Source organism: Mycobacterium sp. IS-1496 (assembly GCF_001499995.1).
Lineage (GTDB): Bacteria > Actinomycetota > Actinomycetes > Mycobacteriales > Mycobacteriaceae > Mycobacterium.
In genome coordinates, this window is the sequence record NZ_LQIU01000009.1 from 77,762 (window position 1) to 98,011 (window position 20,250).

General features: G+C 71.1%; 18 protein-coding genes. 10 read left to right on the plus strand and 8 right to left on the minus strand.

Going from position 1 to position 20,250, the window contains the following annotated elements; translation table 11 throughout:
• Positions 1-21: 21 nt before the first annotated feature.
• Entirely contained in the window at positions 22-597 is a 576-nt protein-coding gene (locus tag AU195_RS06380; RefSeq protein WP_059158224.1) for a TetR/AcrR family transcriptional regulator, read from the minus strand.
• 99 nt (positions 598-696) lie between these two features.
• Between AU195_RS06380 and AU195_RS06385 the strand changes: the two genes are divergently transcribed.
• Entirely contained in the window at positions 697-1,608 is a 912-nt protein-coding gene (locus AU195_RS06385) for an SDR family NAD(P)-dependent oxidoreductase (RefSeq protein WP_059158225.1), read from the plus strand.
• Between the two features lie 10 nt (positions 1,609-1,618).
• Positions 1,619-2,116 carry a cupin domain-containing protein gene (locus tag AU195_RS06390; RefSeq protein WP_059158226.1) on the plus strand — a complete coding sequence of 166 codons (498 nt, stop codon included), beginning with the start codon at positions 1,619-1,621 and terminating at the stop codon, positions 2,114-2,116.
• Here AU195_RS06390 and AU195_RS06395 read toward each other — a convergent pair.
• A complete protein-coding gene (locus AU195_RS06395) occupies positions 2,101-4,641 on the minus strand; it encodes an excinuclease ABC subunit UvrA (protein WP_059158257.1) in 2,541 nt (846 codons plus the stop codon). The two genes, AU195_RS06390 and AU195_RS06395, sit on opposite strands and share 16 nt — an antisense overlap.
• 222 nt (positions 4,642-4,863) lie before the next feature.
• Here AU195_RS06395 and AU195_RS06400 point away from each other — a divergent pair, with 222 nt between their 5' ends.
• Both AU195_RS06400 and AU195_RS06405 read left to right on the plus strand, forming a co-directional pair.
• A complete protein-coding gene (locus tag AU195_RS06400) occupies positions 4,864-6,546 on the plus strand; it encodes a DEAD/DEAH box helicase (RefSeq protein WP_059158227.1) in 1,683 nt (560 codons plus the stop codon).
• A 135-nt stretch (positions 6,547-6,681) separates the two neighbouring features.
• Positions 6,682-7,782 (plus strand): helix-turn-helix transcriptional regulator, encoded by a 1,101-nt coding sequence (locus tag AU195_RS06405; protein ID WP_059158258.1) that lies wholly within the window; start codon positions 6,682-6,684, stop codon positions 7,780-7,782.
• On the opposite strand, the gene AU195_RS06410 is transcribed toward AU195_RS06405, so the two are convergent.
• The 4 genes from AU195_RS06410 to AU195_RS06425 form a co-directional block, all read right to left on the minus strand.
• Positions 7,763-9,145 (minus strand): FAD-dependent oxidoreductase, encoded by a 1,383-nt coding sequence (locus AU195_RS06410; protein ID WP_059158228.1) that lies wholly within the window; start codon positions 9,143-9,145, stop codon positions 7,763-7,765. The genes AU195_RS06405 and AU195_RS06410 overlap by 20 nt on opposite strands.
• A 112-nt stretch (positions 9,146-9,257) precedes the next feature.
• Positions 9,258-10,073 (minus strand): HAD-IIA family hydrolase, encoded by an 816-nt coding sequence (locus AU195_RS06415; protein WP_059158229.1) that lies wholly within the window; start codon positions 10,071-10,073, stop codon positions 9,258-9,260.
• Positions 10,074-10,118: 45 nt separating this feature from the next.
• The gene (locus AU195_RS06420) at positions 10,119-11,579 is read right to left on the minus strand and encodes a PH domain-containing protein (RefSeq protein ID WP_059158230.1); all 1,461 of its coding nucleotides are present in this window, start codon (positions 11,577-11,579) and stop codon (positions 10,119-10,121) included.
• The gene (locus AU195_RS06425) at positions 11,576-12,067 is read right to left on the minus strand and encodes a PH domain-containing protein (protein WP_157531045.1); all 492 of its coding nucleotides are present in this window, start codon (positions 12,065-12,067) and stop codon (positions 11,576-11,578) included. The genes AU195_RS06420 and AU195_RS06425 overlap by 4 nt, the downstream gene beginning before the upstream one ends.
• A 35-nt stretch (positions 12,068-12,102) precedes the next feature.
• Between AU195_RS06425 and AU195_RS06430 the strand changes: the two genes are divergently transcribed.
• The 6 genes from AU195_RS06430 (at position 12,103) to AU195_RS06455 (ending at position 18,611) form a co-directional block, all read left to right on the plus strand.
• Positions 12,103-13,032, plus strand: coding sequence for an SDR family NAD(P)-dependent oxidoreductase (locus AU195_RS06430; protein ID WP_059158232.1), 930 nt, complete (start codon positions 12,103-12,105; stop codon positions 13,030-13,032).
• 2 nt (positions 13,033-13,034) lie between these two features.
• Complete coding sequence (moeA, locus tag AU195_RS06435) at positions 13,035-14,231, plus strand: molybdopterin molybdotransferase MoeA (protein ID WP_059158233.1); 1,197 nt, start codon at positions 13,035-13,037, stop codon at positions 14,229-14,231.
• A gap of 35 nt (positions 14,232-14,266) precedes the next feature.
• The gene (locus AU195_RS06440; RefSeq protein WP_059094599.1) at positions 14,267-14,974 is read left to right on the plus strand and encodes a phosphatidylserine decarboxylase; all 708 of its coding nucleotides are present in this window, start codon (positions 14,267-14,269) and stop codon (positions 14,972-14,974) included.
• Positions 14,974-15,834, plus strand: coding sequence for a CDP-diacylglycerol--serine O-phosphatidyltransferase (gene pssA, locus AU195_RS06445; RefSeq protein WP_502687318.1), 861 nt, complete (start codon positions 14,974-14,976; stop codon positions 15,832-15,834). The genes AU195_RS06440 and pssA overlap by 1 nt, the downstream gene beginning before the upstream one ends.
• A 1-nt stretch (position 15,835) precedes the next feature.
• On the plus strand, positions 15,836-18,058 hold the full coding sequence (locus tag AU195_RS06450; protein WP_059158235.1) for an AAA family ATPase: 2,223 nt from the start codon (positions 15,836-15,838) through the stop codon (positions 18,056-18,058).
• 85 nt (positions 18,059-18,143) lie between these two features.
• The gene (locus tag AU195_RS06455; protein ID WP_059158236.1) at positions 18,144-18,611 is read left to right on the plus strand and encodes a DUF1707 domain-containing protein; all 468 of its coding nucleotides are present in this window, start codon (positions 18,144-18,146) and stop codon (positions 18,609-18,611) included.
• Here AU195_RS06455 and AU195_RS06460 read toward each other — a convergent pair.
• The gene (locus AU195_RS06460; protein WP_059158237.1) at positions 18,571-19,230 is read right to left on the minus strand and encodes a response regulator; all 660 of its coding nucleotides are present in this window, start codon (positions 19,228-19,230) and stop codon (positions 18,571-18,573) included. The genes AU195_RS06455 and AU195_RS06460 overlap by 41 nt on opposite strands.
• On the minus strand, positions 19,227-20,207 hold the full coding sequence (locus AU195_RS06465) for a sensor histidine kinase (RefSeq protein ID WP_059158238.1): 981 nt from the start codon (positions 20,205-20,207) through the stop codon (positions 19,227-19,229). The genes AU195_RS06460 and AU195_RS06465 overlap by 4 nt, the downstream gene beginning before the upstream one ends.
• Between the last annotated feature and the right edge of the window lie 43 nt (positions 20,208-20,250).

The following is a 20,250-nucleotide window of genomic DNA, read 5'->3' on the forward strand; positions in this document are numbered from 1 at the left end:
AGTGCAAGGCAGTTCCGCGGGTCAGCGCGCGGGCCGCAAACCATCCGTCACCACGGTCGTCGCCCGCGCGGCGACATCGGAGTCATACGCCCCGATGGCCTGGCACCCGACCAGGATCGCCTTGAGTTCGGCGACGCCGATGTCGTCGCGGACCGTCCCCGCCCGTTGCGCGGCCGCCAGCAGCTCGCCGAGCAGCGCCCGGGCGGCGGCGTCCGCCTCCGGCGCGACGGTGCGCACGTCGATCCCCCACCCCGCCAGCCCGTCGATCAGCACGCGGTCGGAGGCACCCCACTCCAGCGCGATCGCGCGCAGGAACGCGAACAGCGCCTCGCCCGGGTCGCCCGACTCCAGCAGCCGCCTGCCGCGGTCGGCCATCTCCTGCAGACGGTGTTCCACCACGGCGGTGTAGAGCGCCTCCTTGGTCGGGAAGTGGCGGTAGATCGTTCCCGCGCCGACGCCGGCTCGCCGGGCGATCTCGTCGACCGGGACGGTCAGGCCCTCGGTCGCGAACGTCTCGTAGGCGACCCGCAGCACGCGGTCGCGGTTGCGCGCGGCGTCCGCCCGCAGCGGTCGCGGCCTCGCGACGTTCCCGGCCATATCCCTCCGCTCTCTCGGGAATCATTGAAACGGAGCGATCGTTCCGTATAGTGACAACCAACCGGAGCGCACGCTCCGCTTCAAGTGTAGGAGGACCCCATGACGTCATCCTCTCGGTGGACTGCCGACGAGATCCCCGACCAGTCCGGTCGCACCGCGATCGTCACCGGCGCCAACACCGGCCTCGGGCTGGCCACCGCCGAAGCCCTCGCCGGCCGCGGCGCGCACGTGGTGCTCGCCGTCCGGGACACCGAGAAGGGCGAGCAGGCCGCCGGCGAGATCACCGCCGCCCACCCCGACGCCACCGTCACCGTGCAGAGCCTCGACCTCGGGTCGCTGCGCTCGGTGCGCGCGGCGGCCGAGGCGCTCGGGGCGGAGTTCCCGCGGATCGACCTGCTGATCAACAACGCCGGGGTGATGTACCCGCCGAAGCAGACCACCGAGGACGGCTTCGAACTCGCCTTCGGCACCAACCACCTCGGCCACTTCGCGCTGACCGGCCTGCTGCTCGGGAATCTGCTGGCGACTCCGAACTCTCGCGTCGTGACGGTCAGCAGCGTCGGGCACCGCATCCTGGCCGAGATCCACTTCGACGACCTGCAGTGGGAGCGCAGTTACAACCGCGTGGGTGCGTACGGACAGTCGAAACTGGCGAATCTGCTGTTCACCTACGAGCTGCAGCGACGGCTCGGCGGTGGCAACACGATCGCGGTCGCCGCCCACCCGGGGGTGTCGAACACCGAGTTGTTGCGCCACCTGCATGTGCCGTCCGTCTTCAACCCGCTGATCGGCCTGGTGACCCAGAGCCCCGCAATGGGTGCGCTGCCCACGCTGCGCGCCGCCACCGACCCCGGGGTGCGCGGCGGCCAGTACTACGGTCCCGGCGGGCTCGGCCAGACGCGTGGCTACCCGAAGCTCGTGGACTCCAGCGGCCAGTCGCACGACGAAGAGTTGGCGCGCCGGCTGTGGGCGGTCTCCGAAGAGCTCACCGGGGTGACGTTCCCGGCCTAGTCTCGGTCCTGTGTCGCTGGTCGTCCCGCCCTATCCGCCGCCGCGCTACACCGCCGACGAACCGGAGGTGAGTGCGTGGCTCAAACGGGGTGACGAACCGCCGGACTACGACGCCTTCGGTCACGTCCAGTACCACTACCTGGCGAACCAGCAGGACACCGGCGGCGACTACGGCCTGTACCGGGTGCAGATCGCGCCGAAGGGTGGCGGCCCCGGCCCGCACTACCACCGCGGGATGTCGGAGGCGTTCTACGTCCTGTCGGGTGTGCTGTCGCTCTACAACGGCACCGAGTGGGTCGACGGGCGCGCCGGCGACTTCCTCTACGTGCCGCCCGGCGGCATCCACGGTTTCCGCAACGAGGCCGACGAGCCGGCGTCCATTCTCATGCTGTTCGCGCCGGGGGCGCCGCGCGAGCACTACTTCGAGGGGCTCGCTCAGCTCGGCGAACTCACCGACGAGGAACGCCGGGAGTGGTTCGTCAAGAACGACAACTATTTCGTGGACTGACCAAGCCGCGCGGCCAGATACGGTGCGGTACGGCTGCGCTCGGCCCGGCTCACCTCGTGTGGGGTGCCCGCGGCGACCACCCGCCCGCCGTCGGCGCCCGCACCCGGCCCGAGGTCGACCACCCAGTCGGATCCCGCGACCATCCGCATGTCGTGTTCGGCCACCACGACCGTGTTGCCCGCATCGACGAGGCGGTGCAGCTGCGCGTCGAGGAGGTCCACGTCGGCCGGGTGCAGGCCGGTGGTCGGTTCGTCCAGCACGTAGAGCGTGTGGCCGCGTTTGGGCCGCTGCAGCTCCGACGCCAGCTTGATGCGTTGCGCCTCACCGCCGGACAGTTCGGTGGCGGGCTGCCCCAGCCGTAGGTAGCCCAGCCCGACCTCGCGCAGCGTCGCCAGGCTGCGCGCGGCGCCCGCGATGTCGGCGAAGAACTCCAGCGCCTCGTCGACGGTCATCGCCAGGACGTCGGCGATCGTGCGGCCGCGATACCGCACCGCCAACGTGGCCTCGTTGTAGCGGGCGCCGCCGCACGTCGGGCAGGTGGCGTATGTCCCTGGGAGGAATAGCAATTCGACCGAGACGAATCCCTCACCCTGACAGGTCGGACAGCGGCCTTCGGCGACGTTGAACGAGAAGCGGCCCGCCGTCCAGCCCCGTCGGCGCGCGGTGGGCGTCGCCGCGAACTCGCGCCGGACGGCGTCGAAAAGCCCGGTGTAGGTGGCCAGCGTCGAGCGGGGGGTCCGGCCGATCGGCCGCTGGTCGACCGCCACCAGCCGGGTGATCGTCTCGACGCCCTCGGCGCTCACCCCGATGGACGCGTCGTGGTCGAGGTCGACGATCTCGGCATCCGGGTCCTCGCCGTCCGTGTCCGAATCCGTTTGATACGCAGCGCGACCCAGATGACGGTTGACCACGTCGCCCAGCACCTTCACCACCAGCGTCGACTTGCCCGAACCCGACACCCCGGTGACCGCGGCGAGGACGCCGAGCGGCAGGTCGACGTCGAGGCCACGCAGATTGTGCGACGAGATGCCGCGCATGCGCAGCCAGCCCGACGGCGTGCGCGGTGACCGTGTCGCGGTCGGCGCAGAGCCGAAAAGGTACCTGCCGGTGACCGATTCGCCCACCTCGGCGAGACCGTCGACGGGTCCGCTGTAGATCACCCGGCCGCCGAGTTCGCCCGCGCCGGGGCCGACGTCGACGATCCAATCGGCGCGCCGCACCACATCCATGTCGTGCTCGACGACGAACACCGAGTTCCCGGCCCGGCGAAGCCGATCCAGGACCTCGAGGAGGGGCTCCGCGTCGGCGGGGTGCAGACCCGCGGACGGTTCGTCGAGGACGTAGAGCACCCCGAACAGTCCCGCGCGGAGTTGGGTGGCCAGCCGGAGCCGCTGCAGTTCTCCGGGCGAGACGGTGGGGGTGCGGCGGTTCAGCGTCAGGTAGCCCAGCCCCAGGTCGATGAGCACCTGGATTCGCGCGACGAGGTCGGCGGCGATCATCGTGGCCACCTCGGTCATTTCACCGGACTCCGTCGACTCGAACGCCGGCGCCGCATCGGTGCGCGCGGCGACCGGGCGGAGCGCGTCGGCGAGTCGGGCCAGCGGCATCGCCACGTAGTCGGCGATGGTGCGGCCGGCGAAGGTCACCTTCAACGCCTCCGGGCGCAGTCCGGACCCGCCGCACGTCCCGCATTCGACGGTGTTGACGTATTGCAGCACCCGGCGGCGCATCGTCGCGCTCTGCGAGTTGGCCAGGGTGTGCCGGACGTGGCGTTCGGCGCTCGAGAACGTCCCGTTGTAGTAGTAGTCGGCGATGACGGGGTGCCGGCCCGGATCGATCTCGACGGTCGGCTGATCGTCGGTGAACAGGATCCAATCACGTTGACGCTTCGGCAGTTTGCGCCATGGTCTGTCGATGTCGTAGCCCAGCGTGATGAGGATGTCGCGCAGGTTCTGGCCCTGCCACGCCCCCGGCCACGCCGCGACGGCGCCCTCCCGGATGGTCAGCGACGGGTCGGGGACCAACGTCTGCTCCGTCACCTGATGGATCCGGCCTAGGCCGTGGCACTCCGGACAGGCGCCGACCGCGGTGTTCGGGGAGAACGCGTCGGAGTCCAGGCGTTCGGTGGCCCCGCGCGGGTAGGTACCCGCGCGGGAGAACAGCATCCTCAGCAGGTTGGACAGCGTTGTGACGGTACCCACGGTCGATCGCGACGTCGCGGTCCCCCGCCGCTGCTGCAGCGCCACCGCGGGCGGCAACCCGGTGATGTCGTCCACCTTCGGCGCACCGCTCGGCAACAGCAGCCGCCGCGCGTACGGGGCCACCGATTCGAAATACCGTCGCTGCGCCTCGGCGTAGATCGTCCCGAACGCCAGGGACGATTTGCCAGATCCGGAGATCCCGGTGAACGCGACCAGCGCGTCGCGCGGAGCGGCAACGTCGACACCTTTGAGGTTGTGCACGCGCGTCCCGAACACGCGCACGCACGGATCGTGCTCGTCCGCCTGCTCACCGGTCGCCGTCATCGTGCGCAGAAGAGTACCCACGACGGGCTCGCCCGGCAGCGCGTTTGCTGCCACCTTGCGGCGGGTCCGGACGGACGTCGGACCGGGTCGACGGAGGCGCACCGTGCGGACCCGGCCGCGGGCGCAGGGCGACACACCGTGTGTCCGGCGGCGCGCCAAGCAGATGTGCGCGCCCGGAATCCGTTGCGTTAGGCTGCTGTCCGATCAGTGAGGAGTCTTTGGGTGCGGGCTTATGCAGCGCCCGACACCCAGGCTTTGCGTGGCTGGCAGCGTCGGGCATTGGTGCGGTATCTTGCCGCCAAGCCGCGCGACTTCCTGGCCGTCGCCACCCCCGGTGCAGGTAAGACCACGTTTGCCCTGCGCATCGCGGGTGAGCTGCTCGCCGACGGCACCGTCGAACGCGTCACCGTGGTGGTGCCGACCGAGCACCTGAAGATCCAGTGGGCGCTGGCCGCGTCCCGGGTGGGCATCGCGCTGGACCCGAAGTTCAGCAACTCCTCGGCGCAGACGTCGTCGGAGTACCACGGCGTCGTCGTGACCTACGCACAGGTGGCCAGCCACCCGACCCGGCACCGGGTGCGGACGGAGAACTACCGCACCCTGGTCATCTTCGACGAGATCCACCACGGCGGGGACGCCAAGACGTGGGGTGAGGCGATGCGCGAGGCGTTCAGCGACGCCACCCGCCGCCTGTCGCTGACCGGGACCCCGTTCCGCAGCGACGACAGCCCGATCCCGTTCGTGACCTACGTCCCGGACGCCGAAGGTTTGCTGCGCTCGGAGTCCGACCACACCTACGGATACGCCGACGCGCTGGCCGACGGGGTGGTGCGACCGGTGATCTTCCTGGCCTACTCCGGTGAGGCGCGGTGGCGCAGCAGTGCCGGCGAGGAACACGCCGCCCGCCTCGGCGAACCGCTGAGCGCCGAGCAGACCGCGCGGGCGTGGCGCACCGTGCTGGACGCGAACGGGGAGTGGATCCCGGCGGTGCTCAAGGCCGCGGACACCAGACTGCGCCAGCTGCGCGAGGGGGGCATACCGGACGCCGGCGCGATGATCATCGCCACCGATCAGACCGCCGCCCGCCAGTACGCGGCGCTGCTGACGAAGATGACCGGCCGGGCGCCGACCCTGGTGCTGTCCGACGACCCCGGCTCGTCGGCGCGGATCGCGGAGTACGCGGCCGGTGACACGCCGTGGCTGGTGGCGGTCCGAATGGTGTCCGAGGGGGTCGACGTGCCGCGGCTGGCGGTGGGCGTCTACGCCACCAGCGCATCGACCCCGTTGTTCTTCGCCCAGGCGATCGGGCGTTTCGTGCGGTCGCGACGCCCCGGCGAGACCGCCAGCATTTTCGTGCCGTCGGTGCCGACGCTCCTCGAGCTGGCCAGCCAGATGGAAGCGCAGCGCGACCATGTGCTCGGCAAACCCCACCGCGAGTCGATGGGTGACGAGGAACTGATCGAACGCCGCCGCACCGAGCCCACCGAAGAGGATCGCGGGTTCGAATCGCTGGGCGCCAGCGCGGAACTGGACCAGGTCATCTTCGACGGCGCGTCCTTCGGCACCGCCACGCCTGCGGGCAGCGACGAAGAGGCCGACTACCTCGGAATTCCCGGTCTGCTCGACTCCGATCAGATGCGAGATCTGCTGCGGCGCAGGCAGGAAGAGCAGCTGACCAGACGCACCGCCTCGGGCGAGCCGCCGCCGGTCACCCCCTACGGCCAGCTGCGCGAGCTGCGTCAGGAACTGAACACGCTGGTGTCGTTGGCGCATCACCGGCTCAACAAACCGCACGGGTGGATCCACAACGAACTGCGCCGCATCTGCGGTGGACCGCCGGTGGCCGCAGCGACGTCGGATCAGTTGCAGGCCCGCATCGCCGCGGTGCGCACACTCAAGGCCTGACCAGCGCGGCGTCCGTTGACGATGTAAGCAGTCCGCTCAGCGGTGGCTGTGACCGGTCTGATCGAGAACTACAGTCGGGGTACGCACAATTCGGGGGTCTGCGATGAACACGGTTGTCCGCACGGGGTACCGGCGATGGTCACGCTGGATGAGTTCTCGCGCCTAGTCTCGGCGATCCACGACGCCGCCGTCACGCCCGAGCACTGGGTGGACGCGATGGCCGACATCCGGCACTCGCTCGGCGCGGTCACCGGGGCGATGCTGATCGCCGACGACGTCGGGCGCAGTGCCGAGCGGGCCAGCCTGCCCCCCGACGCCCACCGCACCTACCGCGAGTACTACCACCGGATCGACTACGTGCTCGAGGCGGTGGAACGAGGTCCCGTCGGCCTGATCCACAGCGGGCGGGTGCTGGTCGACCTCGACGAGCGCTCCGAGTTCAACGGTGACTGGATTCAGCCCAATCACATGGACGACGGCCTGTTCGTCCGGTTGACCGCAGACGGCCATCCCGCCTGTTTCATCGTGGCCGACCGGCGGCGCGACGAACCGTTCGTCACCGCCGAGCGCGCGGCACTCGTCACGGCCCTGATCCCCCACTTCCAGCAGGCGTTGCGCACCGAGAAGCACCTCGCGGAGCTCAGGCGTGACGCCGGTGACCTCGCCGGGGCGATCGACAGCATGCGGCAGGCAGTTCTGGTCGTCACCGCCAACAGCGTTGTGCTGTACTGCAATTCGTCGGCATCGATGCTGCTGCGCCGCGCCGACGGCCTGGCGGTCCGGTCCGGTCGGCTCCGCGCCTTGCGCTCGGATGTGGACGCCGCCCTCGCCCATGCGGTGTACGACGCGCTGGGGATGGGCGACGGCGGTGCGCGCAGCGGTGCGTCAGTGCTGTGCCCGCGCCCGTCGGGCGGACATGCCTTCGTCGCTCACACGTTCCCGTTCCCGGCCGGCGAAGAGCGCGGGTGGGCCGAGCCGCGCGCCCTGGTCGTCATCGCCGATCCCGACAACCGGCCGCAGCCGCCGAAGGAGATGTTGCGCAACCTCTTCGGACTCACGAACGGTGAATGCGACGTGGCGCTGCGGGTCGCGGGCGGACAGGGGCTCACGCCGATCTCCGAGGAGTTGTCGGTCTCGCTGGCCACGGTCAAGACCCACCTGCAGCACGTCTTCGACAAGACCGACACTCACCGTCAGGCCGAGCTGGTCCGTCTCCTCACCGCGCTGCTGCCGTGAGGGCCGACTCACTGCCTCCCGCCGCGGGCGCGCGGCGGCGCTGACCCCGTGCCACCCTGGCCAGCGTCGCCGGATGCACCAACTGTGCGGGCGGCGCGACCATTCCCACGACACGGAGGAAGTCCAGGGCCACCACCGCGTCTGTCTCGGCGGCCCGCAACACGCGGTCGGTGTAGGCGTTGGTGAGCCGCATCGACATCGACGGCCTGCCCTGTACCTCAGGCAATGCCAGATCGCTGCCGACGGCAGTCTGCCAGGCCACCCGGATCGTTTTGGCCGCCGTGCGGTGGAAGCGGCGCGGCAGGTCGGCATCGCCGGCACGCAGGCAGTCCCGCAGGACCGTCGCCTCGATCGCGGCGACCGTCATGCCCTGACCGTAGATGGGGTTGAAGCTGCAGGCTGCGTCGCCGAGGACGATGAAGCCCGCGGGGAACCGCTTGAGCTTGTCGTAGCGCCGCCACCGGTTACTCGGATACTGGTGCACCCGGACACCGCCCAGCGGTTCGGCCGCCCGCGCCGCGGCGAGCGCGTACGCCGGAGCGATCCCCTCGCCGAAGTCGAGGAGTTCGGCCGGGGTGCTCGGCGGGCGGACCGGTCCGAGCGTGCCGGCGGCGACCAGCCAGACGTCCCGCTCGCACCGGAACATCACGAAGCCACGCGGGCGTCCCGGCTCGAACATCCGGATGATCATGTTCTGCCGCAGCGTATCCGGCGGGATGCGCACCGGCATGCTGGCATACGCGACGCGGATGACCAGCTCCTCGACCTCGGGTCGCTCGTAGCCGAGTTCGGCCAGCAACGCGGGGGTCCGGGAACCGCGTCCGGACGCGTCGACCACCAGATCGGCGGGCAGATCCGTTGTGGGCCCGTCGGTCTGGCTCACCCGTACCCCGGTGATGCGGGACCCTGAGCGCAGCAGTGTCTCGACTCGATGCCCGTCGAGGATGTTCACCTGGGGCAGGGCGCGCACCCGGCGCCACACCTGGTGCTCGAGCATCGGCCGGCTCGCGTAGTGCTGTACCAGGCTCTCCGGCCTCGGCAGCCGGCAGTTGTTCAGGATGACGTGGCCGCCGAAGCTGATGTCGAACTTCGACATGTCGCCGTCGTCCCAGCGGTGGGCTCCCGCGGCGACCAGCTCGTCGAGGTATCCCGGGAACAGTTCGTCGAGGATCTGCGCGCACCGCGCGAGCAAGGCGTGCGGTTGGCAGCCCTGCGGTACGCCGCGGCGGGCCACCGGCTCGTCGATCAGCCGGTCCCGTTCGACCACCGTGACCCGGTCGTAGTGTTCGGTGAGCACCCGGGCGGCCAGGAGCCCCGCCATGCTCGCCCCGCACACCACAGCGTGCTCGCCGATTCTGGGCATGGGTGATCCCTCCCCGTGATAGGTGTCGAGGTCGACCCAACCACCCCGCAGGGTGTCGCGCCTCAGCCGAACGGTTGAGATGCGCTGGCGCAGCGGGCAACCGATTGCGGCTTCACAGGCCGAGCAGTCCGGGCAGATCGGCAACGGAGTCGATCACGTGGTTCGGCTGCATCGCGAATTCGTCGGCGGCCCAACGGTCCAGCGTGTCCTGCCGGAACTTGCCGGTGCGCACCAGCACCCCCGTCATCCCCACCACCTGCGCCGCCAGCACGTCGTTGTTGAGATCGTCACCAACCATGTACATCTCGTCGGGGTCCACACCGAGGGCCCCCGCGGCGGCCAGGAATCCCTCGGGTGCGGGTTTGCCGACCGCCGTCGCCTTGCGGCCCGACGTCTCCTCCATCCCGATGAGGTACATCCCGGTGTCGATGCGCAGACCGTCGGCGGTGTTCCACGATGTGCTGCGGTGCATGGCGACCACCGGCACGCCGCGGGCCATCCAGTCGTAGACCCAGCTCAGCGTCAGATGGTCGTACTCCGGGCCCGCGCCGCCGAGCAGCACCACATCCGGTTGCTCGGGGACGTGGCCGGGGCCGTACTCACCGGCGTACACCAGGTCGACGCCGGGCATGTCCTCGCCGATCCTGCCGCTGTTCACCAGGAAGCACCGGGCGCCGGGGTAACGGTCGCGGACGTACTCGGCGGTGAGCACCGCGGCGGTGATCACCTCATCGAGGGTGACATGCATCCCGGCATCGACGAGCAGGTCGGCGATCTGCCTGCGCGTCTTGGTGGTGGTGTTCGTCAGATAGGACCGCGCGACCTGGTGCTCGGCGAGCACCCCCAGGGTCTCGGCGGCCCCGTCGATCGGCCGCCACGAGGTCACCAGCACGCCATCGATGTCGAAGAGCACCCCACCGATCGCCATGCGCCGACAGTAAACCGCCACCGACGGCGCGCAACTCGGACCCGGTCAATGACGCACCCAGGGGACGTCCCCCACCCACGGCGAGGCCGCCGCCACGATCGACCACGCCGCATCGGCGGGTACGTCGATGACGCGGTAGGCCTTCTCGCCCGCGGCGGTGGCGGCGATCAGCGTCGCCACGCCGGACCGCCGCTGAAAGAACGTCTGCCGCACCGTCCACCCGATGATGCCGGGCCCGGCGATGCAGTCGCGGCGCCGCTCGAGGCTGCCGGTGCGCGCCACCAGCCAGCCGTCGCCGACCCGGTGCCCGAGCGCGCGGACCCGGTCGGCGGCGACCAGCGCGCAGCTCACCGCGAGCACCGCCCACACCACCCAGAGCCAGACCGGCGGGGCCGTCAGCACGGTCGCCACCGTCAGCGCGACACCCAGCGCCGTGGGCACGACGAGCGCTCGGGTCCACCGCCGCCGCGCCGCGGCCGCCCCGTGGCTGCGCAGCGGTCCGGTGACCTCCTGGTCGCGGGCGATCAGATCGCTCAGCACCGCGCGTGCGGTCACCGCCGGGCAGGGCGGCAACAGCAACGACGCCTCGCCCTCACCGCCCACCCCGGTCATCACCGCGTCCAGCCGCGCACCGCCGAATGCCCTGACCAGCAGCGGTTCGCGCAGCGTGCCGCCGCGGAGCCGGCGCATGTCGTAGGTGTGTTCCTGCCGGCGCAGCATGCCGTGTTCGAGGTGCAGGACATCCGCATCCCGCCGCAGCAGCAGATTCCCGTACGTCACCAGGGACCGCAGCACCGACAGCACCACGGACCCGATCAGCACGGCGAGCACGACGGCGGCCACGGTCGCCGCAACGCCGAAGCGCTGCGCGACATCGCGGCCGTCCTCGGCGAGGTCCGAATCACGCAGCAGCGCACCGACTCCCGCCTGATACAGCAGACCGGCCGCGGCGGCGATCATCGCCAGACCCGTGAAGCTGAGTGGGCTGTACCGCAGCCATGCCGGCTGCCAGCGCGCCAGCACCCGGCCCTGTGGTCCGGCATCGGCGGCGACGGTCAGCGAGCCGGCGAGCAGCTCGGCCCGCAGATGCGGCACCTGGCCCGCCTCGACGGCGTCGAGCGCGAACGCGGCGTCCCCGCGCGCCTCCTGCCCGGTGCTCACCCGCAGCACGGTCAGGCCGAGCAACCGGTGCAGCAGCCGGGCATCGGTGGACACCGACCGAATCCTGTTGCGCGGCACCGAGAGCACCCGGCGCTGCAGCACACCGGCGCGCAGCTGGACCTCCTCGGCGTCGATCCGGTAGGTCGTCGTGAACCACCGCGCCACCCCGACGGCGACCGTCGCGACCAGCGCGGCAACCGCCCACAACGGATTCCCGGTCGCCGATCCGAGCACCACCGACCCGATCAGCACCGGGACCTGGCGCAACACCTCGTGCACCGGGTGGACCAGCAGCATGCGCGGGCTCAGCCGTAGCCACGACGGTTCCGAAGCCGGGGCCGTCACGTCGCGTCCTGTTCCCCGAGCGCCGCGATGTCGGTCAACTGCGCGACGATCCGTTCGGCCACCGGGGCATCGAGCGCGACGATGCGCACCGCCCCGGCCGACGACGCCGTCGTCACCGTCACGCTGGCTAACCCGAACAACCGGTCCAGCGGACCGCGCTGGGTGTCGACGGTCTGCACGCGGGAGATCGGGGCGATCCGGCGTTCCTGCACGAGCCAACCGGTGCGCGTGTACACCGCCCGCGCGTCGATGGCCCAGCGGTGCACCCGATACCGCCACACCGGCACGACGCCGACGAACACGACGATGCCGAGGACGGTGCCCACCGCCGCGACGGCGTGCGGCCACCCCGTCACCGGGTCCGTCGCCCACCAGACCACCTGCGCCACCACGAGCACCGACCACGGCAGCGCCGCCGACGTCGCCCACAGCAGGGGCGCCTTGGCGCTCGGCCGGTTCTCCGGATCGGCGAGAACGACTTCGTCCATGGGTCGAGCATGGCGCATCTGGGTAGGGTTTCGGCATGACCCAAGAGACAGCGGCGACCAAATGGACCGCGGCGCGCGTGCCCGACCAGGAAGGCCGTGTCGCCGTCATCACCGGCGCCAATACGGGCATCGGTTACGAGGCGGCCGCGGTGCTGGCCGGTAAGGGCGCGCACGTGGTGCTGGCCGTGCGCAACACCGAGAAGGGCCGCGCTGCCGCCGAGCGCATCCGTGCGGGGCTGCCGCATGCCGACGTGACGGTGCGCGAACTCGATCTCACCTCACTGGACAGCATCCGCGCGGCGGCGGACCAGTTGCGCGCCGACTACTCACGGATCGACCTGCTGATCAACAACGCGGGCGTGATGATGACCGAGAAGGGCACCACCAAGGACGGTTTCGAGCTCCAGCTCGGCACCAACCACCTCGGGCACTTCGCACTCACCGGCCAACTGCTCGACAACCTGCTCCCCGTCGAGGGCTCGCGCGTCGTGACCGTCAGCAGCGGCGCGCATCGCTTCGGCCGCATGAATTTCGACGATCTGCAGTCCGAACGCGGCTACAACCGCGTCACCGCCTACGGGCAGAGCAAGCTCGCCAATCTGCTGTTCACCTACGAGCTCAACCGCCGGCTGTCGGCCAAGGGCGCCCCGACCATCGCCGTCGCGGCGCATCCCGGTGGATCCGACACCGAGCTGACGCGGAACCTCTGGCCCGTGGTGCGCAAACCCGTTCAGCTGGTCTGGGGCCTGCTGGCGCAGAGCGCCGAGATGGGTGCGCTGCCGACGCTGCGCGCGGCGACCGACCCCGACGTGCGCGGCGGGCAGTATTTCGGTCCCGACGGTATCGGCGAACAGCGCGGCCACCCGAAACTCGTGCAGTCCAACGCCCGCTCGTACGACGAGGCCGCACAGCGGCGGCTGTGGAGCGTGTCCGAGGAACTCACCGGCGTCACCTTCCCCGTCTGACCATGCGGACCGTCGAAGAGCACCAGCGGGTCGTCGCGGGGCTGATCGAAAGGCGTCCTCCGGTCCGGCTGCCGATCGCCGCCACGCTCGGCCTCACGCTGGCCGAGGACATCGTCGCGCCGCTGTCGCTGCCCGGTTTCGACAACTCCGCGATGGACGGATACGCCGTCGTCGCCGAAGACGTCGCGGACGCGACCGACGACCGGCCGGTGCGTCTGCCGGTCGCCGAGGACATCCCGGCCGGGCGCACCGATCCGCTGGTGCTGCAACCGGGCAGCGCGCACCGCATCATGACGGGCGCGCCACTGCCTCGCGGGGCGACCGCGGTGGTCCCGGTCGAGGCGACGAACGCCGCCACCGACACCGTCGAGATCCGTTCCGCCGTCCGGCCCGGCCAGCACGTCCGCACCGCCGGTGAGGACGTCACCGCGGGCACCACGGTGCTGCGGACCGGAGTCGCGCTCACCCCGGCGGCCCTGGGTCTCGCGGCGGCGCTCGGTCTCGGCGAACTGTCGGTCATTCCGCCGCAGCGGGTGTTGGTCATGTCGACGGGGACCGAACTGGTCTCCCCCGGCACCCCGCTGCTGCCCGGGCAGATCTACGAGTCCAACGCCGTCATGCTCGCCGCGGCCGTGCGGGAGGCGGGCGGTGAGGTGATCGCCTCGCCGATGACCGGCGACGATGTCGACGCGTTCCGGGCCACCCTGGAGCGGTACGCCGGACAGGCCGATCTGATCGTCACCACCGGCGGCGTGAGCGCCGGTGCGTACGAGGTCGTCAAGGACACCCTGGGCGCCGGTGAGGTCGAGTTCACGAAGGTGGCCATGCAACCCGGAATGCCGCAGGGCGCGGGCCGCGTCGGCGGGACGCCCATCATCACGCTGCCCGGCAACCCGGTCAGCGCGCTGGTCTCGTTCGAGGTGTTCCTGCGGGCGCCGCTGCGCGCGGCGATGGGCGCAGCGGCGCCCGAACGCCCCCGCCGCAGCGCGGTACTGACCGAGGATCTGACGTCGCCGCGCGGTAAGCGCCAGTTCCGCCGCGGGGTATTCGACCAGCACACCGGCGAGGTGATGAGCTACGGCCCGCCCGCGTCGCACCACCTGCGCTGGCTGGCGTCGGCCAACTGTCTGCTCGAGATCCCCGAGGACGTGGGCGAGCTGCCCGCCGGATCGCGGGTGGATCTATGGGACCTGAGTTAGCCAGGCCGACACCCCACGCACGTAGAATCCAGCCGATGGCCAGACGCCCCCGCACCGATGACCTGAGATCCGGCCCAGAGCGGTTCATGGCGCTGGTGAAGACCACCGTTCCGCCGGTTCACCCGGCCGGCCTGCCGTTCATCGGCGCCGGCCTCGCGGTGGCCGCCGCAGGCCGCCGCAACAGGTGGGTGCGGGGCGCGGGCCTGGTCGCCGCCGGCGCGAACGCCGCCTTCTTCCGGCATCCGCCGCGCGTGCCACCGACCCGGCCGGGTGTGGTGGTAGCCCCCGCCGACGGGCTGATCTGCCTGGTCGAGGAGGCCGAACCGCCCGCCGAGCTCAACCTGCCTGCCCGGCCGGTGCCCCGGGTGAGCATCTTCCTGTCGATCTTCGACGCCCACGTGCAGCGGATCCCGATCAGCGGTGAGGTGGTCGCCGTCGAACACCGGCCCGGCCTGTTCGGATCCGCCGAGTTGGCGGCGGCCAGCGAGGACAACGAACGCAACAGCGTGGTGATCCGCACCGACACCGGCGCCCAGGTGATCGCCGTGCAGATCGCGGGCCTGGTCGCCCGCCGCATCGTCTGCGACCTCACCCCCGGCGACAAGGTGACCATCGGCGACACCTACGGGCTCATCCGCTACGGCTCGCGACTGGACACCTACCTTCCCGAGGGCACCGAGATCAAGGTGCTGCCCGGCCAGCGCGCGGTCGGCGGCGAGACGATCCTGGCGGAGCTGCCGTGATCCAGCCCCGCATCTCCAAACGCGTCGTCAGCCTGCGCATCCTGCCGAGCGCGATGACCGTCGCCGCGATCTGTCTCGGCCTGTCCTCGGTGAAGTTCGCACTCGATGACCGGCCCACCGAGGCGATGGCGTTCCTCGCCGTCGCGGCCATCCTGGACGCCCTCGACGGCCGGATCGCCCGCATGCTCAACGCCACGTCGAAGATGGGCGAGGAGATCGACTCCCTGGCCGACGCGGTGAACTTCGGTGTGGCGCCGGCGTTCATCGTCTACGGCACGCTGCTGTCGCAGTCGCGCATCGGCTGGATCGTGGTGCTGCTCTACGCGGTGTGCATCGTCCTGCGGTTGGCCCGGTTCAACGCGATGCTGGCCGAGGACCTGCCCGCTTACACCAAGGAGTTCTTCGTCGGGATGCCCGCGCCGGCCGGGGCGATCGGCGCGATCGGCCCGCTGGCGGCGAAGATGCAGTTCGGTGAGGGCTGGTGGACATCGGAGGCCGCGGTCGTCATCTGGATGGTCGGTGTCTCGCTGCTGGTGGTCAGCACGATCCCGATGCGCAAGATCCACACGTTCTCGGTGCCGCCGAACATGGTGGCGCCACTGCTCGCGCTGCTGGCGATCGGCGTGACCGCCTCGATCCTCTACGGCTACCTGGTGATCCTGGTGATCATCCTGGCCTACGTCATCCACATCCCGTTCGCGGTGCGCACCGAGCGGTGGCTGGCCGCGCACCCCGAGACGTGGGACGACAAACCGCGGCAGCGCCGTGCGATCCGCCGCGCCTCCCGCCGCGAGGTCCGGCGCACGCAACCGCACCGGCGTTCCGTGGCCCGGCTCGGCCTGCGCAAACCCGGCAGGTGACATGACGGGGTCCGAACTGTCCGAGGACGGCCCGCCGAGCCACCTGCGGCTGACGGCGCGGCTGAACACCTCGGCGCTGGACTCCCGTCGTGGCGTGGTGCGGCTGCATCCGGAGGCGATCGCCGCGCTCGGTGTGCGGGAGTGGGATGCGGTGTCGCTCATCGGCGCACGGACGACGGCCGCGGTGGTCGGCGTCGCCCCGCCGGGCACCCCGACGGGCACGGCCCTGCTCGACGACGTGACGCTGTCCAATGCGGGGCTGCGCGAGGACAGCAGCGTCCTCGTGGCGCCGGTGACGGTCTACGGGGCGCGCTCGGTGACGGTGTCGGGGTCGCGGCTCGCCACCAACTCGATCTCGCCGGCCACCCTGCGCCAAGCGCTGTTAGGCAAGGTCATGACGGTCGGCGACACCGTCTCGCTGCTGCCGCGTGATCTGGGACCCGGCACCTCCACATCGAGCGCGACCAGCGCACTCGCGTCGTCGGTGGGCATCACCTGGACCTCGGAACTGCTGACGGTCACCGCCGTCGACCCCAGGGGCACGGTGAGCGTCCAACCGAACTCGGCGGTCAGCTGGGGTGAGGGACCCGCACCGGAGGCCGGGCCCGCCGGTCCGACCGTCGGCGCCACGGTCGGCGAGGCCACCGTGACCGCGCCGCCGACGCAGCGGCCCGCGGTGTCCTTCGACGATCTCAAGGGCAGCCACGCGCAGGCCGGCCGGCTCACGGAATGGCTGAAACTCTCCCTCGACGAGCCGTCACTACTCGAGACCCTGGGCGCCACAGCGCATCTGGGCGTGCTGGTGTCCGGTCCGGCCGGGGTGGGCAAGGCCACGATGGTGCGCACGGTGTGCGCGCAACGCCGGCTCGTCGAATTGGACGGCCCCGAGGTCGGCGCGCTGCACGCCCCCGACCGGCTCGACCGGGTGTCGTCGGCGGCCGCGACGGTGCGCGACGGCGGTGGCGTGCTGCTGATCACCGACATCGACGCGCTGCTGCCCGCGACGCCGGAACCGGTGGGCACGCTGATCCTCAACGAGCTGCGCGCGGCCGTCGCGACGCCCGGCGTCGCGTTCGTGGCGACGTCGGCCAGGCCGGACAACCTCGACGCCCGCCTGCGCGAGCCCGACCTCTGCGACCGTGAGCTCGGGTTGAGCCTGCCCGACGCCGCCACCCGCAGGGCGCTGCTGGAGGTGCTGCTGCGCGGCGTCCCGGCGCAGGATCTGGACCTCGACGAGGTCGCCGGGCGCACACCCGGTTTCGTGATCGCCGACCTGTGCGCGCTGGTCCGTGAGGCGGCGCTGCGGGCGGCGGCGCGCGCCAGCGCCGACGGGGCGCCGCCGCAGCTCACCCAGGCCGATCTCACCGGCGCGCTCACGGTGATCCGGCCGTTGTCCCGGTCGGCGACCGAAGAGGTGTCGGTCGGGTCGGTGACGCTGGCGGACGTCGGCGACATGGCCGAGACCAAACAGGCGCTGACCGAGGCGGTCCTGTGGCCGCTGCAGCATCCGGACACCTTCGAACGCCTCGGCATCGAACCGCCGCGCGGTGTGCTGCTGTACGGGCCGCCGGGTTGCGGCAAGACCTTCGTGGTGCGCGCGCTCGCGAGTTCCGGGCGGCTGTCGGTGCACGCCGTCAAGGGCGCCGAACTCATGGACAAATGGGTGGGCGCCTCGGAGAAGGCGGTGCGCGAACTCTTCCGCAGGGCCCGCGACTCGGCGCCGTCGCTGGTGTTCCTCGACGAGATCGACGCGCTCGCGCCGCGGCGCGGGCAGAGCTTCGACTCCGGGGTGACCGACCGGGTGGTCGCGTCGCTGCTGACCGAGCTGGACGGCATCGAACCGATGCGCAACGTCGTCGTGCTGGGCGCCACGAACCGGCCCGATCTGATCGACCCCGCCCTGCTGCGCCCGGGCCGCCTGGAGCGGCTCGTGTTCGTCGAGCCGCCCGACGCCGAGGCGCGACGCGAGATCCTGCGCACGGCAGGCAAATCCGTCCCGCTGGCCGACGACGTCGACCTCGATGCACTGGCCGAGGGTCTCGACGGCTACAGCGCCGCGGACTGCGTCGCACTGCTGCGCGAGGCGGCGCTGACGGCGATGCGGCGGTCGATCGACGCCGCCGACGTCACCGCAGCCGGCGCCGTGGCCGCCCGGCAGACCGTGCGCCCGTCGCTGGACCCGGTCCAGGTCGACACGCTGCGCGCCTTCGCCGAAGGCCGCTGACACCGGAAATCTTGACAGTGCCAAGTTGTGGTGGGACAGTGGACCCCATCGAACTAGTCACTGTCTAGATGTCTCGGGAGCCACCATGACCGTCCCCACCGCGGTACGCATCGGCGACGACGACCGCACCCGCACGGCCACCCTGCTCGGCCTGGCGCTGACCCAGGGCTACCTCGACATGGCCGACTACGAACAGCGTCTGCAGCACGCGTTCGCCGCGCAGACCGGAACCGAACTGCACAGCCTCACCGCCGACCTGCCGGTCGCCACCCTGCGCCGCAACGATCCCGCGCGGCAGGCCGAACGCCGCCGCGCCGCCCGTCGCGGCGTGCGGTGGCATCTCGCGGGCTACCTGACGATGGTCGTCATCGTCCTCACGGTGTGGCTGGCCGTCGGGCTCACCGCGGGCGCCTGGTACTTCTGGCCGATCTGGCCGATCCTCGGCGCCGGCATCGGGGTGCTCGGCCACGCGCTGCCGATGCGCCATGTCGGCGGCTCGGTCTGCGGGCGGATCACGGCTCGATCAATCCCGCCCGGATGGCGTATCGGGTGAGCGCCAAGCGATCCCGCAGACCCAGCTTGGCGAGGATGTTCGCGCGGTGCCGGTCGACGGTCTTGGCGCTGATGCTCAGCGTGGCCGCGATCTCGCGCGTCGAGTAACCCTCGGCGATCAACTTGAGCACCTCCTCCTCCCGCGGGGTGAGGATGGTGTCAGGCAATTCGTCGCCGCTGCGCGCCCGGTGCAGGTAGTCGCGGATCAGCGCGGTCACCGCACCGGCGTACAGGAACGGTTCGCCGCGCAGCGTGGCCCGGCATGCCGCGAGCAGGTCACGGTCGGCGACCGACTTGAGCACATAGCCCGATGCGCCGGCCTTGAGCGCTTCGAAGAAGTACTGCTCGTTGTCGTGCATCGACAGGATCAGGATCCGCACGTGCGGATGCACGCGGCTGATCTCGCGGGCGGCCTGCAGACCCGTCATCCGCGGCATCGCGATGTCGAGGATCGCCAGATCGGTGGGCGTCCGCTCCAGCGCTTCGAGCGCCTCGTGCCCGTCGGCCGCCTCGGCGACCACCCGCAGGTCGGGTTCGGCATCGATGATCCGCCGCAGCCCGCTGCGCACCAGCGCGTGGTCGGCGGCGAGCAGGATCCGGGCCGGTGCGGTCGGCGTCACTCCTCACCGCCGCGGTACGGAATCGCCAACCGCACCTCGGTGCCGTCGCGCGGCGGCGAGGTGATCGTCAGCGCCGCATCGATCAACAGGGCCCGCTCCCGCATCCCGCTGATCCCGGCGCCCTCCCCCGCCTCACCCGCGCCGCCCTTGCCGTCGTCGGCGATGCGCAGCGTCACCTGTCCGGCGGCGACGTGCAGGTCGACCCAGGCCTTGCCGGCCTCGGCGTGGCGGGCGATGTTGGTGAGCGACTCCTGGGCGATGCGGTAACAGACCAGCTCCACATCGGGCGCCAGCCGCGCGGCGGGCAGCGCGATGTGCTTGACCACCGGCAGTCCGGTGGCCTGGGCGAATTCGCTGCACAGAGCGTTCAGCGCGCTCTGCAGGCCGAGGTCCTCGAGCGCGTCGGGCCGCAACCGGCGGGCGATGCCGCGCACCTCGTCGAGGCTCGCCCGCACCGTCTCCTGGGTCTCCTCGAGTTCGCCGCGGATCTCGGTGGGCGCGCGGTCCACCGCGCGTTTGAGCGTGAGCAGGGCGACGGTCAACGTCTGCCCGATCTCGTCGTGCAGTTCCCGCGCGATGCGCTGCCGTTCGTTCTCCTGCGCGGCGAGCGCCGACGCGCTGGCCGTGGTCCGCTCGGTCTCCAGCCGGTCGAGCATCGCGTTGAACGATTCGATCAGGTGGTGCAGATCGCCGCTGCCCCGATCGTCGACGCGGTCGCTGCGCCGCGGCGGATCGACCCGCCGCATAGACGCGGCCAGCCGGTCGAGCGGGGCCAGACTGGACCGCAGCAGAAATGCGTTGGCGCTCAACATGATCGCCAGCCCGACCACCAGAACCGGGATCTCGGTGAGCCGGATGCGCGACGACACCGTGGCAGGCGAGACGGCAAGGATGAGGGTGCCGAGCGTGAAGATGAGGCCGTTGATCAGAAAGACCCGGCGAAACAGTGCGGCCGCGGGGGTACGCGCCCGATTCATACCACCAGCCTGGCGTCCCGGTCAGCGGATGTCCATACACGCC